Annotated in this window: 12 protein-coding genes; 3 read left to right on the forward strand and 9 right to left on the reverse strand. The window is 34.8% G+C overall.

Features of this window, described 5'->3' with window-relative positions; translation table 11 throughout:
• The first annotated feature begins 33 nt into the window (after positions 1–33).
• A complete protein-coding gene (gene lip, locus ACY191_RS02305) occupies positions 34–2,187 on the forward strand; it encodes a YSIRK-targeted triacylglycerol lipase (RefSeq protein ID WP_042737900.1) in 2,154 nt (717 codons plus the stop codon).
• A 177-nt stretch (positions 2,188–2,364) separates the two neighbouring features.
• On the opposite strand, the gene ACY191_RS02310 is transcribed toward lip, so the two are convergent.
• The 6 genes from ACY191_RS02310 to ACY191_RS02335 form a co-directional block, all read right to left on the reverse strand.
• Positions 2,365–3,540: a Gfo/Idh/MocA family protein gene (locus ACY191_RS02310; RefSeq protein WP_042737901.1), complete on the reverse strand. Its 1,176-nt coding sequence runs from the start codon at positions 3,538–3,540 to the stop codon at positions 2,365–2,367.
• Positions 3,541–3,577: 37 nt separating this feature from the next.
• Positions 3,578–4,516: a sugar phosphate isomerase/epimerase family protein gene (locus tag ACY191_RS02315; protein WP_229366685.1), complete on the reverse strand. Its 939-nt coding sequence runs from the start codon at positions 4,514–4,516 to the stop codon at positions 3,578–3,580.
• Between the two features lie 13 nt (positions 4,517–4,529).
• On the reverse strand, positions 4,530–5,924 hold the full coding sequence (locus ACY191_RS02320; protein ID WP_158001712.1) for a sugar porter family MFS transporter: 1,395 nt from the start codon (positions 5,922–5,924) through the stop codon (positions 4,530–4,532).
• A 565-nt stretch (positions 5,925–6,489) separates the two neighbouring features.
• Entirely contained in the window at positions 6,490–7,011 is a 522-nt protein-coding gene (locus ACY191_RS02325; RefSeq protein WP_229366684.1) for a transcription repressor NadR, read from the reverse strand.
• 492 nt (positions 7,012–7,503) lie between these two features.
• The gene (locus tag ACY191_RS02330; protein WP_042737904.1) at positions 7,504–8,748 is read right to left on the reverse strand and encodes an aminoacyltransferase; all 1,245 of its coding nucleotides are present in this window, start codon (positions 8,746–8,748) and stop codon (positions 7,504–7,506) included.
• Positions 8,749–9,100: 352 nt separating this feature from the next.
• Positions 9,101–10,153: an efflux RND transporter periplasmic adaptor subunit gene (locus ACY191_RS02335; RefSeq protein WP_042737905.1), complete on the reverse strand. Its 1,053-nt coding sequence runs from the start codon at positions 10,151–10,153 to the stop codon at positions 9,101–9,103.
• Between the two features lie 310 nt (positions 10,154–10,463).
• Here ACY191_RS02335 and ACY191_RS02340 point away from each other — a divergent pair, with 310 nt between their 5' ends.
• A complete protein-coding gene (locus tag ACY191_RS02340; RefSeq protein WP_325960927.1) occupies positions 10,464–11,513 on the forward strand; it encodes an ABC transporter permease in 1,050 nt (349 codons plus the stop codon).
• 13 nt (positions 11,514–11,526) lie between these two features.
• Entirely contained in the window at positions 11,527–12,192 is a 666-nt protein-coding gene (locus ACY191_RS02345) for an ABC transporter ATP-binding protein (RefSeq protein WP_107512219.1), read from the forward strand.
• 168 nt (positions 12,193–12,360) lie between these two features.
• Here the strand turns inward: ACY191_RS02345 and ACY191_RS02350 are convergent, their stop codons facing one another.
• The 3 genes from ACY191_RS02350 to ACY191_RS02360 all read right to left on the reverse strand — a co-directional run bounded on the left by ACY191_RS02350 (position 12,361) and on the right by ACY191_RS02360 (position 14,710).
• Complete coding sequence (locus ACY191_RS02350) at positions 12,361–13,398, reverse strand: galactitol-1-phosphate 5-dehydrogenase (protein WP_229366682.1); 1,038 nt, start codon at positions 13,396–13,398, stop codon at positions 12,361–12,363.
• Positions 13,399–13,422: 24 nt separating this feature from the next.
• Entirely contained in the window at positions 13,423–13,572 is a 150-nt protein-coding gene (locus tag ACY191_RS02355) for a hypothetical protein (RefSeq protein WP_162846349.1), read from the reverse strand.
• A gap of 106 nt (positions 13,573–13,678) precedes the next feature.
• Entirely contained in the window at positions 13,679–14,710 is a 1,032-nt protein-coding gene (locus ACY191_RS02360; protein WP_229366681.1) for a zinc-binding dehydrogenase, read from the reverse strand.
• Positions 14,711–14,731: the final 21 nt, after the last annotated feature.

Here is a 14,731-nt window from a genome sequence, read left to right on the forward strand (position 1 = left end):
GAAAACAGTTATAGAAAGGCTTGAAGATTTCAGATGAGACAAAATAAATATAGTATCCGAAAAGGCACTATGGGTGTATCATCAGTAGTTATATCAACTATAATATTGGCTTTTAGTGGAAGTATTGCTAGTGCAAATGAGAATTTTGATAATAAAAATAGACAAAATAACAACTTGAATATTAAGAGTGCGACACAGAATAAACAACCCTTCATTAAGGACAATGGAAATAAACAGCATCTTAATGCGCAATACGCTGCTATACATAACCATACCAAGTCATTGAATCAACAGAATGAAACGACAACAAAAGACACAACTATGCACTTAAACGATTGTGTAAATAAAGAAAACATACAAAATATCTCTTTAGAACAGAATAAAAACTCAAAAAGTAACAAGGATAATGCATTTTCCAGCGATAAACAGTCTCTGACTACTAATAATAAAGATGCAAATGAATCTGTATCGAAAATTGAAAATAACCAGCAAACTGATAACACAGCGAAGGAAGACAAAGGTAATGAGGAGAGACAATCAACACGAACAACATCCACGACTCAAGATAATATTGCACTCGCGAATCGACTGAAAGCAAATGAGTATATTACAGATTATAACCCGGTGTTTACACATGTAAACAAAAGAAAATATCCCCAAAGGTATAGGCGTATTCAAGATATAGAGGCACAACAGTATAAAAATAATCAGCATAAAGCACAACAATTTATAAGTAATCAAACAAGTAGTGAATTATCAAATAATCAAAATAGAACGAAATACGCTACCGAAAGTTACCATTATATGCAACCAAGAACTCAACAAAACGATTGCAATGATAACTATGAGCAGCATCATTCATCGAGCCAGTTAGAAGATAGTTCGATGAAGATTAATGCGCATGCGACAAATACTAATCATAATAGTCATGACGAACAGGCCAATATACAAAGGGAGATTAGTAATCGACGCAATGAACAGTCACTAATGAACAATACTGCACCCATAGTTGAACAGAGTAACAGTGTAGCTAAACAAACTCGGTACAAGAATACAGATCCTATTATATTAGTACATGGATTCAATGGGTTTACAGGTGACAATAATCCGGATTCGAATGATTTATATTGGGGAGGAAAAAGGTTAGATATTCACCAAGATTTAACAAATAATGGATATGAAAACTATGTTGCAAGTATTAGTGCGTTTGGTAGTAATTATGATCGTGCTGTGGAATTGTATTATTATATTAAAGGCGGTACCGTAGATTATGGCGCTGTACATGCAGCTAAATATGGGCATGCACGATACGGTAAAACATACGAAGGTGTATATAAGGACTGGCAGCCTGGTCAAAAGATACATCTTGTCGGTCATAGTATGGGAGGGCAAACGGTTCGGCAACTAGAATCTTTATTACGAAATGGAAGTCAGGAAGAGATTGATTATCAGCGGCAGCACGGTGGTAAAATTGCGCCCCTTTATCAAGGTGATCACGACAATATGATAACTTCAATTACAACTGTAGCTTCGCCTCATAATGGTACATATGCAGCAGACTTATTAGGAAATGAAGCGCTAATTCGACAATTTGTATATGATTATAGCAAGTTTCAGGGAAATAAATATTCAGATATTGACTTTGGATTAAGTCAATGGGGGCTAAAGCAACGTGAAAATGAAACGTATATCGATTATGTTGAAAGAGTTAAAAATGAAAGTAAAATATGGCAGACAGATGATAATGGATTTTATGATTTAACACGTGCAGGGGCAACTAAGTTAAATCAACAAACGTCACTCAATCCAAATATTATTTATAAATCGTATAGTGGCGAATCAACAAGACCAACGTTTGACGGTAAGCAAAAAGCCGACATCAATATGACATTGAGACATACCGTACCTGGAAATGTAATTGGGAAGGTTGAGGATAAGGCGTGGAGAGAGAATGATGGCCTAGTTTCAGTCATTTCTGCACAATATCCATTTGGACAAAGAAGTATGATGGCAACAGATGAAGTAAAAAGGGGAATTTGGCAAGTTATGCCTGTAAAACATGACTGGGATCATGGTGATTTTGTCGGCACAGATGCTACGGAAACGCAAATAACGACAGATGAAATAAGACAAATGTGGATGGGAATCGCTAATGATTTGGTTAAGAATGAAACAGTCGTTTCTTAGAAATTTAAACGCGAAGTAGCGCTAAAATATAATAATAAATTTTAGCGTAAAATAGACATAATGCATTCATTATGAGGCTTTAGTATTATGCCACAAAGATTAAGCATTATGGGCAACTAATTGAAACAGTAAAATAAGACTCTCCTTAATTAAGGGAGTCTTATTTTTGTGTATTTTTTATTGATAGTCAACCCACTGTGACCCTTTGTCAGCTGAGGCAACACAATTTTCAATCCAGCGTACACCTTCAATCCCGGAATTAATATCTGGGTAGATAATTTGATCAAGAGCTGTTTCATCACCACGATTTTTGGCATCAATTGCTAGCGCAATATTTAAGTAAATATTACCCCAAGCTTCGGTTAAACCTTCTTGGTGTAATATGCCGAGTCTTTCATTTTGTAACGCTGAATCATCTAAGTATTCGGCACCACGATAAAGAATTTGAGTTGGAGCACCTTGTGGTTGATATTGTAATTCATTCGGAGCACTATCCCACCATTCTAGACTTCCCTTAGACCCCACGATGCGAATACGTTGCCCATCCATTTGACCAGCATCAACTGCAGAGGTCCACATACGTCCGACAGCACCATTGTCATAATGCATCATAATATAAGCATTGTCTTCTAATGGATAACGGCTACCTACAAAGCTTTGGCGATCACACAATAATCTTTTAATATTTAAGTTTGGCATGATTAATTTAGAAATATAGTATGTGTGTATGGATAGATCGCCAATAACAAATGTTGGACCTGCAATCTTAGGGTCAACACGCCATTTTTGGGCTGCATTATCCTTATCTCCTTGTGCGTTTCCTGCATAGCCGTGGGTATATTGCATTTCGACTAAATTTATATCGCCAATTTGACCCTGTTCTATCATGGCTTTCATTTGAAGAATGATTGAATTGCCAGAATATCCATATGTGACTCCGACAATTAGTCCTTGCTTTTCAGCAAAGGCTTTAATATCTTCGGCTTCTTGTGTAGTAAATACAAGTGGTTTCTCGCAAATCACATGTAATCCTGCTTCTAAGGCAGCCATAGTTATTTCATAGTGTGTTCCATTTGGTGTTGCGATTGAGACAACTTCTACACCATCATCACGTTTGGCTTCTTCTGCTAATAAAGTTTGATAATCATCATAACATCGCTCTGGGTCTACACCTAGGTTTATACCGAATGATTTTCCGCGTTCGGTATCGATATCAAATGCACCTGCAACAAGTTCATAAGTTCGATCTCGAAGTGCACCGCTACGGTGTTTATATCCAACTTGGCTTGTTCTTCCTCCACCAATCATACCCCAACGTAAAGCGTTCTCCATTTTCTTTTCACCATTATTCATATACAAGACTCCTCTCATACTCTAATTATTAAATTTGTTATACGACAACTTGTTGTAATGCTTTAATGGAAATATCTACACCGTCTTCTGGAGACATAGTAAAGTCTTCCATTTCTAAGGAGACGAAGTCGTCATAACCACACATCTGAACAACTGAGAAAAATGACTTCCACCATTGCAAATCATGACCATGACCAACAGCAACATAGTTCCAAGCCCTATTTTTTGTATCATAAATGTCTTTAGTTTCTAATATTGTATTTAAAGCAGCAGGTTCCTCTTCAATTCTTAAATCTTTGCCATGCATGTGATGAATTGCACCTGTTAATTTACGTGCAGATTGGATGGGATCTCCGCCCATCCAAAACATATGACTTGGATCCAAATTCATGCCGATGATAGGGTCTACAGCATGTCGTAATTTAAGTAAAGTTTCGGGATTGTATACGAGCTGTGTGCCATGGTTTTCAAGTGCGATTTTCTCAATGCCATGTTGTTTAGCAATTGGAACAAGTTCTCGCCAATAAGGTATCGCGATTTCTTCCCATTGATAGGTAAGTGCTTCTTTCAATTCGGGTGGCCAACTCATCGTAGTGGTAATCCAGTTCGGCATTGTATCTCCGGGTGTAGCAGGAGGTAATCCACTCATCATTACTATTTTTTTAACGCCTAGTATTTCTGCTAACTTAAACGTATTAATAGTGATTTCACGATGTTGTTTACCTATGTCTCTAGGGTCTAACGGATTGCCAGAACAGTTTAATGCCACAATTTCTACTTGGTAAGTGGCTAACAGATTTTGCAATTTTAAGACTGCGGTCTCACTAGTTAGTAATTCAGTGAGATTGAGATGTGGCGCGGGAGACCAACCACCAGTTGCTAATTCAATATGATAGACACCTTGTTGGGTAATTCTTTGCAAGACTTCTTCTAATGAAAGGTGAGCGAGACTGTCAGTGTAATATGAAAGTTTCATTTAACTCCTCCTTTTATAATTTGGGCTCTTTTGCAATTTTTTTAGTACGCTGTGATTTTGTTGTAATCTGAGATTTAAAGTAGTCTTCAATTTCTTCGAGCGACTTGCCTTTAGTTTCTGGTAAGAATATTTTTACGAAAATAATGGACATGATATTTAATAATGCAAAGATGATAAATGTATTAGACAGTCCAAGGTGACCTAGTAATATTGGAAAAACAAGACTGACTGTGAAATTGGCCATCCATAAGAAAAAGACGCTAGCACCCATGCCAAAGCCACGAACCTTTAGTGGGAATATCTCTGATAACATGAGCCAGGTTACTGGTGCTATTGCGCCTTGCATAAAGGCTAAAAATGTTACAGTTAAAGATAATACGATAAATGGAAATGCAGGACTGTTCTGTAAAAATATTGGAAATATACCAAGTAAGACTAACGTGACTATTACCCCAGCTTGACCGACGAGTAGCATTGGCTTTCTGCCTACTTTTCCTAATAGCCAAATACCGACGAAAACAGCTAATACTGAGACAATTCCATTAGCGATATTTCCAATAAGTGCTGCCTTTGTTGCTAAACCTGCATTACGTAAAATTTCAGTACCGTAATACATGATTGAATTCACTCCGGTAACTTGTTGTACAATCCCAATACCGATACCAATGTAAAGAATGCGTCGAACCCATGCTTGTTTAAATGATATGTTTGAATCTGATTTTAAGCGACGTTCATTATCGATATGTGTTTTGATTTCGCGTACTTCTGACTCAGCTGTCTGCTCATCTCTTAAAGAACGTAAAATGTTATATGCGGGCCAATATTTGTGTTTACTTGCATACCATCTAGGACTTTCTGGGACAGTCAACATACCAAACCAAAGAAAAACAGCCGGTAAAGTTGCAACGAGTAACATAACACGCCAAATACCTGGATTGTCGATTGCATTACCCAAAACGGCATTAATGACATAAGCTGATAGTTGGCCAGTCACTATCATGAGTTCATTTTGAGTAACCATTCTGCCTCGTTGTTCCTTTGCTGCCATTTCTGATAAGAAAGTCGGAACAATGACCGAAGCACCACCCACTGCTAAACCAAGAATGATTCGAAACGTGACCATAGAAAAGACATTGGGAGATAAACCACAACCTAATGTGGCAAAGAAGAAAATAATGGCCAAACACATTATCATTTTCTTTCTACCAAATGTATCTGCCAGCTTTCCTCCTGATATTGCCCCAAAAGCAGCTCCAAAAATTAATGAACTTGAGACTAATCCTTCAGTAGCCGGTGATAAATTTAATTGGCTAGAGAGTGACATATAAGGTAATGCGCCATTGATGACACCTGTATCGAATCCAAATAGCAGACCACCTAATGTAGAAATCACTGTGATTTTGAGCATCTTCCTGTTTTTTCTATCAATATCTGAGTGTTTTATAATAAAAACCTCCATTCTTTATAAGAAAAATCAATAAATAACTAAAAAATAATCAACAGTTGATATTAGAGATAACTATAATTGTAAACGCTTTCCTAGTCAATCGTTTTCTTATGAAGATAATATTTTTGGAATTATTAACAACCTAGAAATGTTGTTAAATCAAGCATAATAGCTAATTAAAAAAATGCTAAAAAGAGTAATATTACTTTTTGAGATAGGCAGGATTTTCTGTGAATGGATAAGTGTTGATTATTTCTTGATTTTTTGTATAGTTTCATCATTGAAGTCATAGCAATTATTTTTAAATATGATGTGTTATGAGGTAGTGATAAACAAAAAGACTGGACATTAATCATGTCGCAGTCTGTAAATGGTGTTCTGAAGTGTGTTGGAGGTTTGATTGTATACGTAGTTGATTAAAGTAGTTAGTTTATTGTTGTCTTGTTATTTCATTGAGGTTAAACTCTATCGGCTTAGAACCTAGAATCTGTTCACTAATTTTGAATGTTCAGGTCGCTGTATATATTTAATCTTTGACGATATAATGATGGTCGTTTAAATCTCTTACAGCATTGTCCAAAATCTTTTCAGTATGGGCAGAAATGGTGTGAAGATGTAGACCATCAGTAAGGTTCGCCAACATCTTTCCCTGATATTTTTCCATTTGTTGTATAAATTGATGTAAATCTTCATGACTTTCGATCATTAAATCTTTCTTGATAGTGCCGTATAAGGGATGTTCAATAGAGACGTCATCTACCATAGCACCATTATCAAGAATAATTGTTAATTCTTCTTCCATTTGTTCTTGAGTATGTTGGCACTTGATGATGCGTTTAAAATGTTTACCTTGTGTTTCATATTCTATGACATATCCTCTACTAGTTGAATGAATCGTATGGTTATGTGATTTTAATATTGAGATATCTTTGACGATGATTTGTCTGGAAACATTAAACTTATCACTTAAATGTTTACCACTGATAGGTTGTTTAGATGATTTAAGTAATTGTAGAATTTGTGACCTACGATAATCTGGAGTGTCCATATTTTAATTCCTCCTTAAATTTAAGGCATATTCCATTCCATATCAGCTGTGTATATTGGAAAGTTGATATCAGTTTCTGTAGATGGCTAATGAATTTATTTTAACCTGTAAAGTGCTTGTTAACAATAAATTTGAAAAAATGATTTATAAATTAGGTTAATATTTCCAAACACAATTTATTAGCATGGCGTAAATTTCCAAACATTACATGTGTAAAATTATGAATGGGGATGAAATGCTATATAGTGGTGATAAAGAAATATAAATAATACACAGTCGATAAACGGCTTGATATAAAGGTTTTTTAGTTGTTTACATATGTAAAACTAAGACTTGTAACTATTGGGATGTGTGAGGGGTTTAAAGTACGATATGAATGTTGTTGTATACAGGGGGCTATTAGAAACACATTGATGAGTAGATAAAAAACGTAAATAACTACCTATAATTTAGGAAGTATTTACGTTTTAGTATGGAATCAATATATTAATATTACTTATTTAGCAATTGGTAAATCTTATAGAAGAAAGGGCGAACAGGTTTTACAAAATCACCGATAAATTCTTCGACATGTGCGTTAAATCCTTTTTTAAATTGCTGCACACCATAGTCTTCTGCATTATCACTGAAATCTCCTGTAATACCATAAAAATTATAACGGGGGATATTGTGTTTTTTAGCATATTCAATCATTTCCCATTGTAGTCGATATGCTCCCATAAATTGATTATATTTAGGATTTGAACCACTTGATAAGTAGTACACTTCGTCTTTTGTACAGATGTAAAGTGCGGCAGCAAGATTAAGCATCTTACCTTCGCTATCGATTAGTGATTGAGTTTCTGTTAATTTTTTCAAATTACTATCTTTTTGTTGATTAAGTTGCGTTAATTTTGATTTGTTTTTCTTAGAATTGGGAGATTCTGCTAGTTTATTTTCTAGTTCTGTCACTTGATTAGACAGTGATACATCTTTATCTGTTAGTTTCTGTAGATATTTTTCAAGGTCTATGTATGCCATTTTTAGCATTGCGCTTTGTGGATACATATTTTGCATATCTCGGAAATAGGTGTTGGGATCTTGCTTAAATGTAAATCCATGTTTTTCTTCAGCCATTTTAAATAGTTCGTAAAATGTATCTGTTTCTGAATAATCAAGAGTGCGAACTTCTACGCCCATTTCAAATGTTTTTTTAATGTTTCTACGTGTTTGGTAGTCCATAGATTTTAATAGCTGTTCTGCAGTTTGCTCTTGTAAATCCAATACTGACATCCAGCGAATCTGACTTTTATCGGAATAGCCGATGGAATAGCCTTGATGTTGATAACCTAAGTTGTGTAGTTGTTTTATTAAACCTTGATTATCAAATGCTTCAATGATTTCGCCTTCAGCTGTTCGCTTATTCTCCAAAATGTAAGGGTCAACCATAACGAATAAAGTGTTTTGTTGTTTTAAGTATTTTGTTAATCCATTGAAAAAGCAATCTACTAGCTTTGAATTGCTATAGTCTAATACAGGACCCTTGTGAGAATAAAAATATTTGAAAAATTTCAGTGCTTTAGCTTCTGTTAGTAAACAAGCAGCTAATACTTTGTTGTTGTCTTTTACTCCTACCAAATGAACATCATTTTTCTTTTGGTGTCTATATTGATATTGTTCGACTGATTGAGTGTAATGTACAAAGTTGTCTTCTATAAAGCTTTTGTACTCAGACTCAGTTAGTTTGGTAAAATTCATGAAAAATTACTCCTGTCCAATTTAAAGTATGTATTATATCCTATTACATATTCGTATTGTATTCAATTTAAAAGAATGAAGTAAAATTACATAATCTTGAATTGTGCAAATCCAAATTACTTTAATATAGGGAAATGTTTCACGAAAAACATTTAATAATTTTAACTAATTGTTAGTCGTGTAAAAGGGGTTTAAATGCTGTTATGATGGTAGATATAGAGAAGCTATATTTATAATATGACAAAATAAAATACACATAATCATATGACACTGAAGATAATCAACATCATTTGTTAACAGTATCAATTTAACTATGTGTATTTTTATTATGACTTATACAATTGCTCACTAACTAAGAATCTGATGGTTCGATTTTTTGTCCTTCTTGTAAATTAGCATTAGGCTTTTTGATGATTTTCTCTCCAACCTTTACACCTTGTTTAACGATGATATTACCTTTTGAATGACCGGTAATAATAGGTCGTTTGTGTACTCTGTTTTGTTGATCAACAATGAATACGCAATTATCCTTTGTCAGTGCACTTTCAGGTAATTGTGCCGTATTTACATGTATTTTGGTTTTAACAGTAAAGCCATCTTTAATTGATGAAGATAAATTTCCAATTGTAACTTCATATTGGGAGGGCTTGTTAGTATTGTTAATTGGAGTGGATTTATCTTTGCTAGCTTGATCTACGTTCTTTTGTCCTGCTGTAGATAAATCAGCGATTTGAATTACCTTACCCTTTGTTTTGGTTCCACCATTATTGGCATCAACATCGACTAAATCGCCTTGCTTAATTTTATCAATATCATATTCAGAAACAGTTGTCTTAATCTCAGGTTTGTTAGAAACAAGTTGTAAGATATTGCCGTTTTTATCTACATCTTTGTTAATATAGTTTACCGTACCATCAAAGGTTGCATAAATATCTTTGCTAGACTGATTATCATGTAAATTTAATACATGCTGGGCCTGATTTAACTGTTGCTGATCTTTCGTTAAGCGCTGTTGTATCTTACTATCGTTTGGTTTTTTATTTAACGCAGTATAATCTTTTTCAACGTAATTTTGAAATTTTTTAACATCGCTGACCAGTTTAGGTCTAATACTACTGTTCGTATCGTAGTATATAAGTGGTGTGCCTTTTTTTACAAATTGGTTATCTTGAATTTGAGGACGTATGTATGATCCAATATCACGATTCTCTTGATACACTTTAATCGTTTGAGGAGAGGCTTTTCCTGTTTGATTTAATGCCTTTGCTTTTTTAATTGTATAAGTTTGATATGAGTCGTGCTTGTTGCTATCTATAATGTCCATTTGTCTTAATATAAAATAAGTGATTAATATAATTAAGATAATAAGTACTATAATAGATAGCCATAATTTTTTATTTTTCATTTTATAACACCTGCCAACTTGTCAGTACCCATAGAATGTTTGTCAAAACGTTGTTTGCAACTGGTTTTAGCACTTGTTTTAGAGGAAAAAGGCTTGAATAAGCTTGATGGATAATATAAATGCGGAAAAATATTTTTAAATTTATTATTATAAGTAATATTAATTTCTGGGAAATTAATGATTTAACAGTTAATATTATTAGAGATAGTAGTTATACATAGATGAAATAAATGTAGTGAAAACAAATTTACAAATTGATTTAAAAAGTAGGAGTTTTTAAAGTGAATTGCATTATTTAGGGAGTGGATGTATGTATTTAGCATGGAATGAAATGCGCAGAAATAAATTGAAGTTTGGGCTTATCATAGGTGTGCTTGTTATGATTAGTTATTTATTATTCTTTTTATCTGGGTTAGCCAGTGGCTTGATAAATATGAATAGAGAAGGCATTGATAAGTGGCATGCAGATGCTATTATCTTAAACAAAGATGCTAATAAGACAGTGGCACAATCAGTTATTGATAAGAAAGATATTGAGCATAAATATGCTAAGCAGACACCATTGAAACAGACGGGTATTATTGCATCAAATGGCAAGGAAAAGGAAAACGCATTATTGTTCGGTGTGACCCAAAAACCGTTTTTAATGCCGAAAATAATTTCCGGTCATAAATTCAAGCATGATAATGAAGTTGTAGCAGATGCCACATTAAAAGAAAAAGGGTTTAAATTAGGGGATCGCTTATCATTATCACAATCAGATGAAAAATTAAAAATAGTAGGGTTTAGTGAGAGTGCTAAATATAATGCTTCTCCTGTTGTCTTTGCGAATGAGGCAACTATCGCAAAAATTAATCCAATGTTGAGTAAAGATAAGGTCAATGCATTAGTGGTGAAAGATAGTAAATGGAAACAACAAAAGCTCAATCATAATTTAGAGGCAGTATCTATAGAGAATTTCGTTAAACAATTACCAGGATATAAGGCGCAGAATTTAACGTTAAACTTCATGATTGTTTTTTTATTTATTATATCAGCTTCTGTAATTGGCATTTTCTTATATGTGATGACATTGCAAAAGCAAAGTTTATTTGGTGTGCTTAAGGCTCAAGGTTTTACAAATGGCTACTTGGCTAAAGTTGTGCTAGCACAAACATTTATTATTTCATTAATAGGCACAGTGTTAGGCCTTGTATTAACGTTGATAACCGGCGCTTGTTTACCATCAGCAGTACCAGTCTCCTTTAACATTATTACATTAGTAATATTTGGCATTGCTTTAATCATTGTTTCAATCGTTGGCAGTCTTTTCTCAATATTAACTGTTCGAAAAGTAGATCCATTAAAGGCTATAGGATAAGGGAGTGACATAAATGTTGGAATTTAAACAAGTAACAAAGTCCTTTAAGGATGGCAATAGGACAATTGAAGCGGTTAAAGATACGACGATAACCTTCAATAAGGGTGAAGTGATTGGCATTGTAGGCCCATCTGGTTCAGGGAAGAGTACGTTTCTAACTATGGCGGGTGCTTTACAAACACCATCATCAGGTGAAATTTCTATAAATGGTAAAAAGATTACACATATGAAGCAACCGGAGTTAGCTAAAGTGCGTATGAATGAAATTGGTTTTGTCTTACAAGCGACCAATCTTGTACCTTTTTTGACAGTGAAGCAACAATTTGCTCTGTTAAAAAAGCAAAAAATCAATGTGCTTGCTGAGCAAGACTTTCAAAATTTATTAGAAAAGCTGGGGCTTACATCGATTGCCAATAAATTACCAAATGAAATTTCTGGTGGTCAAAAGCAGCGTGTAGCAATTGCTAAAGCACTTTATACAAATCCGAGTATCATATTAGCAGATGAACCTACTGCTTCATTAGATACAGATAATGCATTAGAAGTAATGAATATTTTACAACAACAGACACAAGCATTAAATAAGGTTTGTATTGTAGTAACACATGATGAACGATTGAAAGCATATTGCGATAAAGTATATTATATGCATGACGGCATACTTAAACTTGATAAATAATACGAAAAACCACCATTTTGCTCATTTTTGTACTGAATCTCAAAGGTTGGATTAAAAATCTAACTTTTTTGGGTCAGACATTATTTAGAGGGCAAGATGGTGGTTTTTGTATATAGTTAAAATTGCTTAACGGTGCATGCGTCAAAATAGGTGAGTCTAAGGTTAGTCTTAAGGGGTGAAGATTACTTTGTCGAAAGCGCGTTTTTTATTTACTAAAGCATCAAATGTCTCTGGTCCTTGTTCTAAAGGTAATACATCGGATATGATAGGTTCGATTTTCAGCTCACCTGTAGACATATAATGTAAAGTTGATGACCATTCTTTACCTGGGAATGGTGCGGAAAGTCCATTCCATGATCCTATGACGTTAAGTTCGTTACGTAATATTTTTTCGAATTGTTTGCGGGATAGTTGAATATCGGCGTAGGGAATACCTAGCAGTAGTACCTCTCCGCCTTTCTTAGGCAGTGTTAATACTGGTCCGATTGTAGCCAATGCGCCGGCTGATTCGACTGCTACATCAATATGATGTGGAATGGTGTCTAAGGTGGTTGCTATATCATCAGTTTGGCTATTAATACAAAAATCTGCGCCTAAGTTTTGAGCAATATCTAATTTATGATTGTCGATATCGATTGCTATGACGTGGCTTGCACCAAAGATTCGTGCCCATTGGATAGCTAACAGACCTATGCTGCCACATCCCATAATTGCCACTGTAGCACCTGGTTTCATGTTGGTCTTGTAGAAACCATGTGCAACTACTGCTGAAGGTTCGACCATTGCTGCAGTAGTGAAATCGACATTGTCTGGTAATTTTAAAACGTTACTGATTGGTAGTTTAACAAATTCTGCAAAGCAACCAGGTTCTAGTGAGCCTATGACATAAAGTGATTCACATCTAGAATAGTTGCCTTGTTCGCATTGTGCGCATTGATGACATACGATAGCAGGACAGCCGGTTACGCGGTCTCCTACTGTTAATGACGTGACTTGTGAACCGATATTTTCTACGATACCTGAAAATTCATGACCGAATGTCATACCTTTTTGATAAGGTCCTAATTTTTTATAACGAGAAGTATCTGACCCGCAAATACCTGTTGCTTTCACTTTAATAATAACGTCTGTAGGCGATGTAATCACTGGTTTGTCAATTTCTTCAAAACGTAAATCTTCGATGTCATATAAATTAAGTGATTTCAATTGTCACATCTCCATTTCATATAATTATTCGGCAGTAGCTTTGCGTTTTTTAAATAATCTAGCTATGAAATACAAGGACAGTACAATGACGTTATTTACTAATAAATGTTCCATATAAAAATCGGTGATACCTCGCATTGGTCCAAGCATGAAATCTAAGAGTGTTTCAGTCATTTTCTCAACTCCTTTATACTGGATGAGCAATATTTTAGTATGTTATCTTGTTAAAAACTTCCTTATTATATAGCTAAATTGTTGTGATAGCTTTAACTAGTAGTTACTAATCTATAGGACGTAGTAAGACTTTAATGCCGTCTCCACCTTTAATATGCTGGTAGCCTTCCTCCCATTGGCTAATATCGAGTTCTGTTGTAACTAGTGTTTCGGCATTGACTGCGCCAGAACTTAATAATTGCAATGAAGGTTCCCAGTCTGCTGGTTTTTGACTTCTGCTACCTACAACACGGATTTCTTTTTGAATAATTTTATCTAAATCGAATGGTATTTCAGAGTCTTTAAATATACCGACCTGAACATAAGCGCCTTTCTTCCGAAGTATGTCTAAACCTTGTTTTGCTGCTGGTACAGCACCTGAACATTCTAAAACGATATTTGCGCCATATCCATTTGTAATGTTGTCTACATATTGCTTTAAATCATTATGCTGGATGTTCACGACATGATTGAGGTGAAGTGCTTTGGCTTTATCTAATCTTTCTTGATCATTATCTAATCCAGTTATAATAACAGTTGCACCTTTACTTTTAACGACTTGGGCTACTAATAGTCCGATAGGGCCAGGTCCCATGACGACTGCAATATCTCCTTGAGATACTTTGATTTTTGAAACTGCATGGTAGGCACACGCCAATGGTTCAGTCATGGCAGCGGCTCGATAGCTGACATTGTCAGGTAATGTGTGAACGCTATCTGCTCTCGCAACTAGGTACTTGGTGAATCCGCCATTTTGTTGAGTACCTAATCCTTTTCTATGTTTGCAAAGGTTATAATCTTTAGTTTGACAATATTCACATTCTCCACAGATATAGAATGTCGTTTCAGATGTAACGCGGTCACCGATTTTGAAGTTTTGTACATTATCGCCAATTTCTACGATTTCACCTGAAAATTCATGGCCTAACGTGACTGGAAAGTTTACTTTATAATGGCCTTCATATGTGTGGACGTCTGTACCACAAATACCAGCATAGTGGACCTTTATTTTTACTTCATTTGAGTTAGGGCTAGGGATAGGTCGATCTAACAATTCTAAGTTACCAAATCCAGGTTTTGTTTTAACGAGTGCTTTCATAGTTATATCAACTCCGAATTT

The organism is Staphylococcus sp. TCBT05 (genome assembly GCF_055179755.1).